The organism is Acinetobacter sp. YH16044, assembly GCF_013417145.1.
GTDB classification, from domain to species: domain Bacteria; phylum Pseudomonadota; class Gammaproteobacteria; order Pseudomonadales; family Moraxellaceae; genus Acinetobacter; species Acinetobacter amyesii.
Genome location: NZ_VPEK01000015.1, coordinates 60,410 through 76,013, shown reverse-complemented (window position 1 = coordinate 76,013; position 15,604 = coordinate 60,410). Strand labels below are relative to the sequence as shown.

Genomic DNA, 15,604 nt, shown 5'->3' with positions numbered 1-15,604 from the left:
TTAGAGGAATTGCCACAAGATACGATAAGCTAAAACGTAACTATCAAAGCGCTGTTGCTTTAGCTTGTATATTTATATGGTTGCCTCTTTAGCTCAATTTATCGGCTGTAAATGTCAACACACCCTAATAGCTTATATCAAATCCCTAGAAAATTTTCAATGATTCCATTAGCTACATATCAGGTGGTCACTTCGTAAAATGAGTACCTGAATTTTGTTTGGGTACTCATGGTGGAATCAGATGCTAAGCTTAAATTATTAGATCAATACAATAATCAAATGTGATTGATCGGGTGTCTTATAGGGCTTGTAGTATTTAAAAGATTTATTAACTATCTAAAGCTACTTTGATGACATCTGCAATTGTCTCAGTGTTGACACCTCTTTTTCGAGCATTCTCAGAGTGGAACCAAGTTGCTAAGTCTTTATTGCCTTTAGATGCATTGCAGCCAATACAGCACAATGCAATATTGGTTAAGGTTGTAATTCTTATATCGTTGATAATGTGTTCCCAAGACTTCTTGTTGGCTCTTTCAGTGCCAAACTTTTTGCCGCAATATACACAGCACAGGTCTCGCTCCGAGACCGCATCCTCTATGTGCTTTGGTATTCCCCATGAATTTGCCATTTTAGGTTTTCCTTATTTTAGGGCTGTAGTTGAATGAAAAAGCCTACCTTTGATAGCTCACATTCATAAAATTTAGATCTAAGCATTAAATGAAAGAGTTGTCATAACACTATATAAATGAGGGTAAAAAAAACCAGCGCTTTCGCGCTGGTTTTTTACATCCCTAACTTGCATTAGTTCAGCATCAACTTATTGAGCAGCCTCAAGAGCAGCATTTAAAGTTGCGCTTGGACGCATTACAGCATTTACTTTTGCTGTATCTACAGCGTAGTAACCACCGATGTCCGCGGCTTTACCTTGAACTTCAGCAAGTTCTGCAACGATTTTTTCTTCGTTTTCAGCAAGTGCTTGAGCAAGAGGAGCGAATTTCGCTTTAAGCTCTGCATCTTCGTCTTGCGCAGCAAGTTCTTCAGCCCAGTATTTAGCAAGGTAGAAGTGGCTGCCACGGTTGTCAAGTTCGCCAGTACGACGTGATGGAGACTTGTCATTGTCAAGCAATTTACCAGTCGCAGCATCAAGTGTATTTGCAAGAAGTTTAGCTTTCGCGTTGTCTTCTTTGATGCCCATTTCTTCAAGAGAAACAGCAAGTGCCAAGAACTCACCTAAAGAATCCCAACGTAAGTGGTTTTCTTCTACAAGTTGTTGTACGTGTTTAGGCGCAGAACCACCCGCACCAGTTTCGTACATGCCGCCACCAGCCATTAGAGGCACGATAGAAAGCATTTTCGCAGAAGTACCCAATTCCATAATCGGGAACAAGTCTGTTAGGTAGTCACGTAGGATGTTACCAGTTACAGAAATTGTATCTAGGCCACGAGCAACACGTTCAAGTGTATAACGCATAGCACGTACTTGAGACATGATTTGAATGTCTAAACCAGTAGTGTCGTGCTCTTTCAAGTAAGTTTGAACTTTCTTGATGAGTTCGTTTTCGTGTGGACGGTACGGGTCAAGCCAGAAGATCGCAGGCATTCCTGAGTTGCGTGCACGAGTCACAGCAAGTTTCACCCAGTCACGGATTGGAGCGTCTTTCACTTGGCACATACGCCAGATATCGCCTTCTTCCACGTTTTGTGACATCAACACTTCACCAGTTTCTAGGTCGGTGATGTTTGCAACACCCGCTTCAGCGATTTCGAAAGTTTTGTCGTGTGAGCCGTATTCTTCAGCTTTTTGCGCCATCAAACCAACATTAGGTACAGTACCCATAGTGCGTGGGTCAAAGTTACCATTCCATTTACAGAAATTGATCATTTCTTGGTAGATACGCGCGAAAGTAGATTCAGGCATTACAGCTTTACAGTCGTACTGTTTGCCGTCAGCACCCCACATTTTACCGCCACCACGGATCATTGCAGGCATAGATGCATCTACAATTACGTCATTAGGTGAGTGGAAGTTAGTGATACCTTTTGCAGAATCAACCATTGCAAGTGCAGGACGGTGTTCTTGGCAAGCGTGTAAGTCAGCAATGATTTCTTCACGAAGAGAAGTCGGAAGAGTTTCAATTTTTTCGTAAAGACCAGACATACCGTTGTTGATGTTAATACCTAACTCATCAAACAATTTGCCGTGTTTTTCGAATGCATCTTTGTAGTAAATCTTCACACAGTGACCGAAAACGATTGGGTGAGACACCTTCATCATGGTCGCTTTTACGTGTAGAGAGAACAAAATGCCTGCTTCTTTACAATCATCTAATTCTTTTTCATAGAAGTCGCAAAGTGCTTTTTTGCTCATGAACATTGAGTCGATGATTTCGCCGTCTTGAAGCGCAACTTTAGGCTTAAGAACAATAGTTTCACCAGACTTAGTGATCAATTCCATTTTTACATTGCGAGCGCGGTCTAAAGTCATAGACTTTTCGCCGTGGTAGAAGTCACCTTCGTCCATGTGAGAAACGTGAGTTTGTGACCACTGTTTCCATTCGCTCATAGAGTGCGGATGTTTCTTCGCGTAATTTTTTACTGCAGTAGGCGCACGACGGTCAGAGTTACCTTCACGAAGTACAGGATTTACAGCAGAACCTAGGCATTTGCTATAACGTGCCTTGATTTCTTTTTCTTCCTCAGTCGCTGGGTTTTCTGGATAGTTCGGAATTGCAAAACCTTTAGACTGTAATTCTTTAATGCAAGCAGTTAATTGGCCAACTGAAGCACTGATGTTCGGAAGTTTGATAATGTTTGTGCTTGGATCTTGGGTTAATTGTCCAAGCTCTGCCAAGTTATTTGGCACCTTTTGTTCTTCGCTTAGGTAGTCTGAAAATTCAGCGAGTACACGTGCTGCAACTGAGATATCGCGTTTAACGATTTCAACGCCAGCAGGTTTAGTAAAGGTTTCAATGATCGGCAGCAGAGAGTAAGTCGCCAATAATGGCGCCTCGTCGGTCAGTGTGTAGATGATAGTTGACTTTCCACCAGCCATATATAGCCCCTTGCTTTAGATTGTGTCTTTGAGGTCCGAGCTTGTGGCTCGCCTCTATGAACCGATTTGCTTAAATAAAACTATGAAAGTATCGGGGTTCATTGCTTTTCAGTCAACGCAAGATCCTGTGATGTGGTCATTTCGTAGAAAAATGATACAAAAGAAGTGCAGTTTGACGCCCAATTTTAGCGCAAAACCGAGAAGGGGAATATTGAAAGCTTGTTATTCATAGCTTAAAGCTATTGAACTATTAAATTTATATCATTTTTTTGGGGCTGATCTGTTCTTTATGGCTCGTTCAAGTTTTAGTTGTAAAGCAAAGCGTTTGATAGGTCAAACCGAATGCCTTAACTTTTAGGTGTAGATTTGGTGCGGAAGTTCGAAAATTAGTCAGGATTGGGGACTTTATTAAAGAACGACGTGAGTTTGATGCCCCGTTTGACTTTGAAAGGTCGCGGAATGTTTATGCGATAACTTATATATCTGATGAATAAGGCATGGCACTTTTTCAGCTTCAGTCATTTGGGTGAATGAGTTCATGTGCATTAGAAGCATGAAACGAATCTTTAGCTCAGTTTAATAAAGTAAAAGCGAGCAAGTATGGTTTAATGCTCAAATGACACACACAACTGATAAAAACTAATAAATTAGTCTAATAGAAAGGATTAATAATAGATTCATTTAGTGTAGCTGACTGAAACGAGCATCCTGATGAGTAATCTGGTCATAGAATAGTCATAAAACTCACTATTTTTTGTGATGTATTTAAAGAAAATTAAACCCAGTTTTTTAGGTCTTATGTAAATGAATATTTCTTTTGGTCATGTTTTTAGTTTGAATAAAACGCGAAAAGTGCGATTTAAAATAAACAGTCAATAAAATTTAAATTAATTTAAGTTTCTAATTTTATTGTTTTAATTTTTGTTTTACCTTTAATGTTATGTTCTTTATAGATATTTTTATTTTCTAATTGGATGAAAGTTCGATTAAATAGCGTATTCGTAAATAATGTTTGTCTTTTTGTTGGGTTTTGTTATTGAGTGTTTGGGCTATTTTTGCTATTAATCTTGAACATAACAGTTGGTTTTTATCTTTAAGATAAACCCTGAGGAGAGCAACGGGATGGCTTTACGTTTACTGGATATTGGTACACAAACCGAATTATTAACTTCCTGTCGTTTGTCTTTATTGATGGGGGTTTATACGGACGACAACCGCATTGCAGAATTTTTAAAGTTCGCGCGTGGTATTGTGCAAGTCGATAACGCTGTCCTAACGTTCAAAAATGAGCCTTATATCTGGTATGCCTCAGAGCACACATTTAAAGCCTTTTTGGCCGAAGCCGATGATGATCGCCTCGATCAGTTTTTTGCTGAACAGTCCCGTATAGATCACGATGCTGAAAATTACCAAGCTTACTGTGACTATATGCAGGAACTGGGTTTAGGGCATCGGCGTTTAGTGGCATTCGATTTAAAATATAATCAGGATTCAATTGGTAAAGTAATTTTGTTTGATGATCAAGTCACTGCATTTGAAGCTAAACAATTAAAGATTGTCGAAGAATTTGTACAAAGTCTAGTCAATATCATTCAACTCCGCGTTGAAAATGCCGAATTAAAAGAAGCCTATGAACAGCAGTCGGCACTCAATTTTAGTAAAACTAAATTTTTCCAAATTATTGCTCATGATTTACGAGCGCCTTTTCATGGTCTACTGGGCTTTTCTGAAGTTTTGGCGCAGGAGCGCAGTACCTTAGATGATTCAAGTGTGCAAAATATTGCAGACTATTTATATGACACCACACAGTCGACGTATAACCTCTTAGAAAGCTTATTGAACTGGGCTATGGCAGAAGGTGGTCGCTTTGTTTATCACCCGATTAATTTTGATTTGCATCAGTCTGCAAAAATTGTGAGTGATGTCTTAAATAGCTTGGCCGTGAAGAAAAATATCCGACTGATCAATGCCGTGCCTGAAGGCATTAAAGTCAATGCAGATATCAATATGATCACATCAGTGATGCAAAATTTGGTGTCAAATGCATTGAAATTTACTCATACCGATGGACGAGGTGTGGTGACGATTTCTGCCGAACAAGATGGTGAACGGATTTTATTCACCATTCAAGATACGGGATTGGGTATGACCCAAACTCAGATTGATGATTTATTTCAGCAAAAACTGACGGTTAGTATTAAAGGTACGGCAGGAGAACGTGGTACGGGGTTGGGTTTAGTCCTTTGTAAACGTTTTGTGGACTTAAATCAGGGTGAAATTGTGGTGAACTCGAAAGAAGGTGAAGGCACACAATTTAAAGTCTGGTTGCCACAGGCGACGAGCCTGCATCAAACCCTAAATACCGAGAGCAGCAGTGCACAGAAAGATGCGACCTTAAGTGAACTTTAATGCGCATCTATTGGTATAAAAGCCTAAAAATACTTTTCCCTAAGCGTTATCAACTGTTATAACTAGAAAAAAATCACGCTAGGGTTTGTGAAATGAATGCGGAGCAATTGCAGAAAACATTACGTGCCAGTCAATATGCTGAACAGGTGCTCGGAATCCATCAGGCCAGTTTAGAACAAGACTATGCAATTGATCAGTTTCAAACCTCGCTGAGTACGGCACAAATTCAACATTTTGTCGCAAGCAGCCTCGCTGAAATTCAAGATGAAAATAGCTGGATGCGTGCAATTCGTGTGCTGCGCGCACGCCTCATGTTTCGTTGGATTTGGCAAGATGCCAATCAACTCACCGATGTCGTCACCTTAACTCGAGAGCTTTCAGACTTTGCCGATGCGTCCATCTGTGCGGCAAAAGATTTTGCGCTGAATCCGTTGATTGCGAAATATGGCGAACCGCTAGGCTATAAGGGGAAAGTTCAAGACCTAATTGTGGTTGCCATGGGAAAACTTGGTGCACAGGAACTTAATCTTTCAAGTGATATTGATCTTATATTTGCCTTTGATGAACAAGGCGAAACCAACGGTCGAAAATGTATCGATGTACAACAGTTCTGTATTTTATGGGGACAAAAATTAATTTACCTGCTTGACCATATTACTGCAGACGGCTTTGTCTTCCGTGTAGATATGCGTCTACGCCCATGGGGTGATGGTTCTGCCTTGGCAATCAGTCATGCGGCATTAGAAAAATACTTAAGCCAGCATGGCCGAGAATGGGAACGCTATGCCTGGATTAAGGCACGTATCGTCACGGGCGGTAAAGAAGGCGCCGAGTTACTGGAAATGACCCGACCTTTCGTCTTCCGAAAATATGTCGATTACACCGCTTTCGAAGCCATGCGTGAAATGAAAGCCATGATCGAACGTGAAGTGCTACGTCGTAATATCGAAGATGACATTAAACTCGGTGCAGGCGGAATTCGTGAAGTAGAGTTTATTGTTCAAGTTTTTCAGCTCATCTATGGAGGTTCAAAACTCGAGCTGCAAGACCGTCAATGTTTAGTGAGTCTGCATCATTTAGGCGAAGTCGGATTATTAGAAAAAACCGCAGTTGCTGATTTAGAAGATGCGTATTTATTTTTACGTCGTATTGAACATGCGATTCAAGCACTCAATGATCAGCAAACCCAATCGTTGCCACATGAGCCTGAACCTCGCCAACGTATCTTAGATACTTTAGGTTTTGCGACCTGGGATGATTTTTTGCATGTGCTCAATCAGAAACGCGCCAAAGTCATTTACCAATTTGAACATCTTATTAAAGAAAAAGAACCCGATCCGTTATTGGAAAGTTTTAGTCATTTAGAAGCCCAGTTGAACGATGTTCTAGATGATGATGCCAAAAATTTAATTCACGAATTTTGGTATGGGCATGCGCTGAAAAAATTACCTGCCAAAGCAGTACAGCGTTTAAAAACTTTTTGGCCACATCTCATTGAGGCGATATTACAGTCCGATAAACCTCAGGTGGCCTTACTACGTCTCATGCCTTTGGTGGAGTCGGTGCTGCGCCGTACGGTCTATTTGGTGATGCTGATTGAGAGCAAAGGGGCATTACAACGATTAGTGAAAATGGCAACAGTGAGTCCTTGGATCTGCGAAGAATTGACGCATTATCCCGTGCTGTTGGATGAGTTTTTATCGATGGATTTTGAGCTGCCAAAGCGTAAAGATTTAGAAGACTCTCTACGTCAACAACTGCTTCGAATTGAAATTGATCAAGTTGAAGATCAGATGCGTGTTCTTAGATTGTTTAAAAAATCCAATGTCTTAGCGGTTGCTGCTAGTGATGTTTTGGCAGAAAGTCCGTTGATGAAAGTGTCGGATGCATTGACCGATATTGCTGAAGTGTCGGTGAATGCAACCTTGCATTTGGCATATCAAATTGTTGCCAAAAAACATGGCTATCCAATCGATGCAGAAGGGCAACGTTGTTCGATTGATCACACGGCTTTTGCGGTAATTGGCTATGGCAAGGTGGGTGGCATCGAGCTAGGTTATGGTTCGGACTTGGATTTGGTGTTTATTCACTATATGGACGAACAAGCCGATACCGATGGACAGAAACCAATTAGTGGCTTTGAATTTGCCATGCGGGTTGCACAAAAATTTATGTCCTTAATGACTACGCAAACCCTAGATGGTCGAGTGTATGAAGTGGACACACGTTTGCGACCTTCGGGAGAGGCGGGGTTATTGGTGACCAGCTTAAAAGCTTTTGAGCAATATCAACATAAAAATGCTTGGGTCTGGGAGCATCAAGCTTTGGTACGTGCCAGAACCATTGCAGGCGAGCACAGTTTACGGATTGAAATTGAAAACTTGCGCTGCAATATTTTGACTCAGCCACGAGATGAGAGCAATGTTCGTGCAGAAGTGCTCAAAATGCGCCAAAAAATGAAAGACCATCTAGGTTCTTCTAAAGAGCAGCAAAAAGATGGAATTTTTCATTTAAAACAAGATGCAGGTGGTATCGTTGACATCGAATTTATGGCACAGTATGCAGTATTAGCATGGAGTGGGTCGAATCCCGATCTCGCCCATTACTCTGACAACGTACGAATCCTTGAGGATGCCGCAAGAACGGATTGCTTATCCAGCGCCGATGCGACAGCATTGATTCAAGCTTATCTCCGTGAACGAGCCGAGAGCCACCGTTTAGCACTTGCGAATCAATCCATGCAAGTTTCAGCTGACGATTGGCACGATACCCGAGTGGTCGTTTGCAAGCTATGGCAAAGATTAATTGATCCAACTGCAACGTTTGCATTGGATAAAAATGACTGTGTATAAAAATTTGGAGTGTGTGCCATGAACTTGGCTGATCGTGATGGTTTTATTTGGCAAGATGGACAATTGGTTGACTGGCGTGAGGCGAAAACTCACGTATTAACACATACATTGCATTACAGCATGGGTGTGTTTGAAGGCGTCCGTGCTTATGAAACTCCGAATGGAACGGCTATTTTCCGTTTAAAAGAACACACTAAGCGTTTATTAAATTCTGCAAAAATTTATCAAATGAAAGTCCCATTTGATCATGCAGCATTAGAACAAGCTCAAATTGATGTGGTTCGTGAAAACAAGTTGGCTTCTTGCTACCTACGTCCAATTATTTTTATTGGTTCAGAAAAATTAGGTATTGCAGCAACTGATAATACAATTCATGCCGTTGTTGCTGCATGGAGCTGGGGTGCTTACCTTGGTGATGAAGCGATGGCGAAGGGTATTCGTGTTAAAACGTCTTCATTTACGCACCATCATCCAAACGTGACCATGTGTAAAGCAAAAGCATCTGGTAACTATACTTTGTCCATTCTTGCACACCAAGAAGTGGCGCATGCAGGCTATGACGAAGCAATGTTACTCGACCCACAAGGTTATGTATGTCAAGGTTCAGGCGAAAATGTATTCTTAGTTCGTGATGGCGTGATTCATACTCCTGACATCGCGGGTGGTGCACTTGATGGTATTACCCGTCAAACCATTATTACAATTGCGAAAGACCTTGGTTTTGAAGTGGTTGAACGTCGTATTACACGTGACGAATTCTATATCGCTGATGAAGCATTCTTCACAGGTACTGCTGCTGAAGTGACGCCAATCCGTGAATATGATGACCGTCAAATTGGTGAAGGTTGTCGTGGTCCAATCACTGAGCAAATCCAAACTGCATTCTTTAATGCGGTTCAGGGTAAAGACCCTAAATATGCGCACTGGTTAACTTACGTAAAATAAGCTGATCGGTTAAGATGAAAAGGCGAAACTAAGTTTCGCCTTTTTTATTGGCTTGAAGACATTGAATTTTTGGGAAAGTGACTATGCATATTGTTTATGTCAGTGATGGTAAAGCAGGACATCGCTCACAAGCTTTGGGTTTATTTAAAGCCATGCAGCGCCAATCTCAGGAAGCAGTCACTTTTCAAGAAATTTCAATTGATGATTTGCCTATAGTGACACTTATTTCTGCGCTATTTAGCCATCAGCTTCATGCCGTAGAACACGAGCCAACTTATATTTTTGGCGTCGGCAGCCATACACATTTTCGAGTATGGCTGTTGGGCAAAGTGTATAACAAAGCCAAAACCATTATTTTAATGAAGCCAAGCTTGCCGTTTGCATGGTTTGATTATGCGGTGATTCCACAGCACGATGGTATTCAAGCATCAAATAAAGTACTAACGACACAAGGTGCGTTAAATCCTATTGTAAATGAAGAACGGCATCAACATGGTCGAATCCTAATCGCTTTGGGTGGTTCTTCAAAACGCCATCAGTGGAATGCAGCTAAAGTACTTCATGCAATTGAACAGATAGTCGAGCTGAATCCAAATTCAGAAATCATTTTGACCACTTCACGGCGCACACCAAAAGCGTTTTTAGTAGAATTAAAGCAGTTAAAGAATATTGAAAAAGTACAGATTTTCCCAGTTGAAGTCACTCCGCAAGGTTGGATTTTCGAAGAAATGCAAAAAGCCGAAGCGGTTTGGGTAACTGAAGATAGTGTTTCAATGATTTACGAGGCTCTCACCGCGGGTTGTAAAGTCGGGGTGATTGAAGTGGATCGGTTGAAGGAAGATCGGATTACCAAGTCTGTAGATGAAATTTTAAAACAAGGTTTGGTGTCGTTACAGACCACTTTAACTGATTTGAATCTCGCTACCGAATTTAAAGAAACTGACCGTATCGCCAAAAAGATTGTACTCGGTCCCTAAAGTATAGATAATACCCGACGAAAAATTTCTACCAACATTTCAGTCTAACTAGACAATGTTTGAATAATATTAAAGGGTTGTCAGGTCATGCTAAAAACCTATTTGTTTCCGCTTTTACTTTCGATTGGGTTTTGTATTGGCTTAGGTTTTTGGGACTATTTATCTGAAATCAAAGATGCTCCTTTATTCTTTGTTTTGGTTCTTTCGAGTACGTTTTTTTTCATTGCTGTAAAACAATTACATAGTCGTATTTTTAAGTACATTTTCCTTGCGCTGTTTTTTGTCATTAGCTTGTATATTGCAAGTGGGACGGGGTTCTTACAAGGGCACATGTCTTTGGGAATCGTGGCATCGATGTTCCAAAGCAATACCAATGAAGCCTTTGAATTTTTATCTGTAGTTAATCCTAAATATATTGTTTTTGCCTTAATTATTTTTTTAAGTCTCTGTTTTTATATTTTATTTTTTAATCAAGCTAATCAGGGAAATTATCGCAAGCTGATTTTGGCACTTATCTTTATTGCTAACGGCGTCAGTGTGTTTGGTGTTCAAACTGCACTGGCGACGGTTAAATATAAACAAGAAGAGGCCAAGCTCCTTGAAGATAATGTGCAAGATGTCGATTGGCAAATTCAGCAGGTGAATGCTAGCTATGATAATCAAGTGATTATCATTGGTGAGAGTGTTCAGCGAGATCATTTATCACTTTACGGTGCGAAAGAAGATACCACGCCTTTTTTAAATCAGATGCCACTAGATGTTGTAGATCATTACATCGCGACAGCACCAAATACGGTAACCAGTCTGACTCGAACGCTGACTTTGGTCGATCAAAACCGTGAACCTCAAATTGCAAAAAATGTGGTGACGCTTGCAAAACAAGCTGGCTATAACACCATGTGGATTTCAAATCAGGGATTTATGGGGAAAAATGATACGGCAATTTCTAAAATTGCGATTCATGCCGATCATCAGTTTTTTCTGAAAAGTGGTAACTATATGTCGAGTAATATTGATGACGACAAATTGGTCGAAATATTACAGGCCCAGTTAAAAAAATATGCTAATCAAAAAAATGTAATTTTTATTCATATGATGGGTTCACATCCGGATGCTTGTGAACGTCTGTTTAAGGCACCACGTATGTATGCGAATAAACCTGAAACGATTAATTGTTATTTATCTTCGATCAATAAGTTGGATCACTTTATAGAACAGATATATACCTCTTTGAAGGCTGATCAGCGTAGTTTCAGTGTGACCTATTTTTCTGATCATGGTATGACCGTGGATGAAGATTCATATCATGTAGATAATGATTTTAAAGATAATTATCAGGTTCCATTTTTTGTATTACGTAGCGATGCGCAGGCCAAAAACTACTATAACAAGACTGTGAGTGCCTATGATTATATGCATATTTATGCAGATTTATTGGGGGTGAAAACACCATTATTAGATCCTAAAAAATCGTTGGCGAATATCGAAGATAATCAAAATGTCACCGTTTTTGATTGGGATGATTATGTTTCTTATAAAGATTTAGAAGAAGGGCATATGAGGTGAATTATAATTTTGAAAAAATCATTAAATTGAAAGTTCTTTTATTTTAAAGTAGGGAATTTTACATATAAATTTCTATGAAATTTTAATGGATTATTCTGTAAAATAGTCTAGTTAGATTATTTATGAAGATTTTTAAAGTCTGCAACTTGATATTGGCTTACTATTATAGAGTTAGTTTATGAAAATATTACATATTAATAATTTTGCATTTAAAAAATCAGGTGCAGAATTTTATAATACTGATCGAAAAATATCAGCAGGCTTAATTTTAAATGGCCATCATGTTTATGACTTCTCTTTTCATGATATGGCTTATTATGGCACCATTTGGCGCACTAAAAAAGTTGGTAAAAAATGGGCAAATCAAGAAGTATTAAAAGTTGTAAAAAATTTTGAACCAGATTTAATCCTAATAGGCCATTCATCATTATTGAGTACGGAAACGTTAAAACAAGTTAAAGCACAATATCCCAAAACGAAAGTAGCATTTTGGTATGTTGATTGGATTTGCGTAGATAAGAAAGCGAATTTTATTAAAGAATGGTCGCCTTATTTAGATTGTATTTTTGTCACCACAAGTGGTGAGTTATTAAAGACTTTAGGAAATGGCAATAAAGTGGCTTATATGCCAAATATGAGTCTGGATGCTGTTGATAGTCTAAAAAATTTTGAAAAAAATGAATTTGTGAATGAATTGGTCTTTTGTGGTTCATCTTCTGATGTGGAACGTACTCAATTTATTCGTAGTTTGCAACAAAAAATTAAACATATTCCTACACGTTATTGCGGTTTTGATGAAGATCCAAAAGTTTTTGGTGCGGAATATTTTAAAGTTTTAAGTCAATCCCGTATGGGCTTAAACTATTCACGTGCGAATTCATTAGATTTATATACATCAGATCGTATTACACAACTGACAGGTAATGGGTTATTGACCTTCACACCTCATATTCCTGGATTTGAGACGTTATTTTCAGATAAAGAAGTGGTGTATTTTAGTGATGTTGATGATTTAGCAAATAAGGTTCAATATTATGTGAATCATCCCGAGGAAGCAAAAGTGATTGCTGAAGCTGGTTGGAACAGAACGCATTCTAGCTATAGTTCAAAACGTGTCACAAAGTTCATGTTAGAGACTATTTTCTCACAGCCTTATACCGAAGACTATGAATGGAAGGATCATGTTTTCAGTTGCTAAGTTAGAGTCAGCAGAGTATTTGGGGGCGGGAGCAAATCGTTATTGCGTGATTTCACCTTCCGATCCTCAGGTGTGTTTAAAAATAGATTTACCTCCAGAACAACGTCAAATTAAGAATTTTCGCCAAAAAATCCAACGCTTTTTAAGCGCTCATTTTTATCGGTTTAATGAAAATTACATTGAATGGAGTGCATATCAGCGTTTAAAAAGACGTATTGATGAGCATGAATTACATCAATTTATTGCCTCTTGTTTGAAGTTAGAAGTTGTTCATGCACAACTAATTCTTAGTTGTGAGTTAATTCGGGATGAGCAAGGTGAGGTATCGCTTAGTCTTCATCATTATCTCAAGCATCAAATACCATTGAATATAGAGGCTGTATGTCACTCGATTGATCAGTTAACGGATTGGCTAATTCAACATAATATTCCACTATTTGATTTAAACTCGGGTAATTTAGTTGTTCAACATCATCGAGGTGGGCTTAGATTAAAATGTATTGATGTTAAATCAACATTAAAGAGTAAGGAGATTATTCCATGGTCTTATTGGTCTGATTTCTTAATGCATAAAAAACTTCGTCGCCGTGCAGAGCGTCTCAAGCAGTTGATACAAAAAAATATGAAGTCGGAGTAATCATGAAAATTGTACAGGTCATGGCAACGAATGGTGGTATGGGGGGGTTGGAAAAACATACATTAGATTTATGTCGTGGATTGGCGCAAAGTCATGAAGTTCATTTAATTGCAGATCGTTCCTATCAACAAAAACTAAGTGGTCATATCACACTACATCCATTTGATTTTTCTAGAAGTCGCTGGAATCCGTTTCTCATTTATGCGTTAGTTAAACAAATAAAGCAACTTCAACCAGACGTTTTACATGTTCAGGCAAGTAAAGCAGCAAGTATTTTAGCACCGTGGTTAAAGCAGTTTTCTTGTAAAAAGATTGTCACCGTACATGGGATGAAAAGTAATTTAAAACCATTCATGGCGTTTGATGACATCATTGCTGTGAGTGGGAAAATTAAAGCAAAATTTCCGATTTCAAAATCAGTTCATGTGATTTGGAATGGTGTAGATCAAGATATTAATCAAATTAATAATAAAGTGAAATGTGAAAATCAGCCTACCATTGCCTTGGCGATTGGTAGATTGGAAACAGTGAAAGGCTTTCATATCCTGATTGATGCTTGGAAAAATATCAATGCTGAATTATGGATTGTAGGGGATGGGACTCAGTACCAATCGCTGAAAACTCAGATCGACCAACTTAACTTAAATGATCGTGTAAAACTATTGGGTTTTCGGTCAGATATTTCTGATTTACTTGCTCAGGTAGATTGCTTCGTAATTTCTTCTTTAAAAGAAGGTGGTCCTATTACTTTGGCTGAAGCTCTATTGAGTCACGTACCAACTCTATCGACTGATGTTGGGATGGTGCCTGACTTTATTGATGGGCAGTTTATCTGTGAACCGAATTCGAGTGAACAGATGGCGAACTTGATATCGAGGGAATTAAAACCTAGAGCTGAAATGCTCCCTCTATTCGAAGCAGCATTTATAAAAGCAGAGCAAAACCTAAAATTTGAATCAATGTTGCAGCAAACTGAAAATTTGTATCAAAATTAAGTTAAAGTTTTTTAGGGGTTTCACGAATTGCGTCTATCACAATATGTTGGTTAAAAATATTAAAGGTATGACAGCCATTATCATTCGGGTGCCACTCACTATCTAATTTCATCCAAAATTTCTCTTCGTAGTGTTCTGGAGAAAGTTTTGTAACTTCATTGAGGTCTAAGCTGCCACCATAGCGTTTCAGAGAGTCCTGTGATGGGCGGACTAATTTATTGTTGATCATGCTCAAGTGACCACCTGGGCGATATTGCACAATGCCTTTTTTAACTGGGTTTTGAGGATGTGGTTGCCAATCACTACTCAGTAGATTCTCACTGTAAAAAATATGGAGTTCATTACCATATTTTTTTGATTTTTGATTTTTAATCGCGGTAAATAGATACCACATTCCATTTTGATAATACGGTGTAGTATCTGCAGCATTTATATGACTTATTAATGTACGATCAAATTCCCAAGAATATGGAAAATTTGTACATTTCCATAACTCGATACTTTTGTTGGCTGCACTTTCAGGAATCATATACCACGTATCTTCGTGTTTGAATACACAGGGGTAAGAGAGATGATAAGAACATTGAATAATTGGAGTAGGTGGACTGTATTGACCGTCCTGAAAAACTTCCATGACAGATAAATAACCAACAGGATGCTCAGGTGAAACTTCTTCAATAAAAATATATGTACGTCCATTTTCTTCTACAATAAATGGATCGGCATAAACGTGCCCTTCAGGTGCATAAATTTCATGTAAGGATAGAATTTGCTGGGGTTCAAAAGGCAACTGTAGTTGGCCAAAGCGTAGGTACCATCTAGAGTTAAATTTTAACTCTCTTTTTTTTTGTAGAAATGAAAACCATTTTTTAACAATAAACCGCATATATAACTCTATTTTTAATTAAGATTCTCTAACAATTGAATAGTTAGACATACAAATGATATGATTTAGCTATCAATTTAGCATTTA

The 15,604-nt window shown here is 38.8% G+C and carries 11 protein-coding genes and 1 pseudogene; 9 read left to right on the top strand and 3 right to left on the bottom strand.

All coding sequences use genetic code 11. The features are described from left to right. Nucleotides 1–92 (top strand): annotated as a pseudogene (locus FTV38_RS10495) (IS5/IS1182 family transposase); the annotation flags it as partial. A gap of 236 nt (nt 93–328) precedes the next feature. Here the strand turns inward: FTV38_RS10495 and FTV38_RS10490 are convergent. Both FTV38_RS10490 and FTV38_RS10485 read right to left on the bottom strand, forming a co-directional pair. Further along, nucleotides 329–628, bottom strand: coding sequence for an HNH endonuclease (locus tag FTV38_RS10490; protein ID WP_180022434.1), 300 nt, complete (start codon nt 626–628; stop codon nt 329–331). A gap of 189 nt (nt 629–817) precedes the next feature. Continuing rightward, nucleotides 818–3,052: an NADP-dependent isocitrate dehydrogenase gene (locus FTV38_RS10485; RefSeq protein ID WP_180022433.1), complete on the bottom strand. Its 2,235-nt coding sequence runs from the start codon at nt 3,050–3,052 to the stop codon at nt 818–820. Between the two features lie 1,122 nt (nt 3,053–4,174). Here FTV38_RS10485 and FTV38_RS10480 point away from each other — a divergent pair. From FTV38_RS10480 to FTV38_RS10445, 8 genes are all read left to right on the top strand, one after another. Beyond that, entirely contained in the window at nt 4,175–5,461 is a 1,287-nt protein-coding gene (locus FTV38_RS10480) for a sensor histidine kinase KdpD (protein ID WP_180022432.1), read from the top strand. Nucleotides 5,462–5,553: 92 nt separating this feature from the next. After that, on the top strand, nt 5,554–8,313 hold the full coding sequence (gene glnE, locus FTV38_RS10475) for a bifunctional [glutamate--ammonia ligase]-adenylyl-L-tyrosine phosphorylase/[glutamate--ammonia-ligase] adenylyltransferase (protein ID WP_180022431.1): 2,760 nt from the start codon (nt 5,554–5,556) through the stop codon (nt 8,311–8,313). 18 nt (nt 8,314–8,331) lie between these two features. Beyond that, the gene (locus tag FTV38_RS10470) at nt 8,332–9,258 is read left to right on the top strand and encodes a branched-chain amino acid transaminase (RefSeq protein ID WP_078191262.1); all 927 of its coding nucleotides are present in this window, start codon (nt 8,332–8,334) and stop codon (nt 9,256–9,258) included. Between the two features lie 83 nt (nt 9,259–9,341). Beyond that, nucleotides 9,342–10,235: a mitochondrial fission ELM1 family protein gene (locus FTV38_RS10465; RefSeq protein ID WP_180022430.1), complete on the top strand. Its 894-nt coding sequence runs from the start codon at nt 9,342–9,344 to the stop codon at nt 10,233–10,235. An 87-nt stretch (nt 10,236–10,322) separates the two neighbouring features. Beyond that, the gene (locus tag FTV38_RS10460) at nt 10,323–11,801 is read left to right on the top strand and encodes a phosphoethanolamine transferase (protein WP_180022429.1); all 1,479 of its coding nucleotides are present in this window, start codon (nt 10,323–10,325) and stop codon (nt 11,799–11,801) included. A 178-nt stretch (nt 11,802–11,979) separates the two neighbouring features. Further along, a complete protein-coding gene (locus FTV38_RS10455) occupies nt 11,980–12,999 on the top strand; it encodes a glycosyltransferase (protein WP_168378742.1) in 1,020 nt (339 codons plus the stop codon). Continuing rightward, nucleotides 12,983–13,636: a YrbL family protein gene (locus FTV38_RS10450; RefSeq protein WP_168378743.1), complete on the top strand. Its 654-nt coding sequence runs from the start codon at nt 12,983–12,985 to the stop codon at nt 13,634–13,636. Before FTV38_RS10455 ends, FTV38_RS10450 begins: the two co-directional genes overlap by 17 nt. Nucleotides 13,637–13,638: 2 nt before the next feature. Next, nucleotides 13,639–14,631, top strand: coding sequence for a glycosyltransferase (locus tag FTV38_RS10445; RefSeq protein ID WP_168378744.1), 993 nt, complete (start codon nt 13,639–13,641; stop codon nt 14,629–14,631). 1 nt (nt 14,632) lies between these two features. On the opposite strand, the gene FTV38_RS10440 is transcribed toward FTV38_RS10445, so the two are convergent. Next, nucleotides 14,633–15,517, bottom strand: coding sequence for a hypothetical protein (locus tag FTV38_RS10440; protein WP_180022428.1), 885 nt, complete (start codon nt 15,515–15,517; stop codon nt 14,633–14,635). Nucleotides 15,518–15,604: the final 87 nt, after the last annotated feature.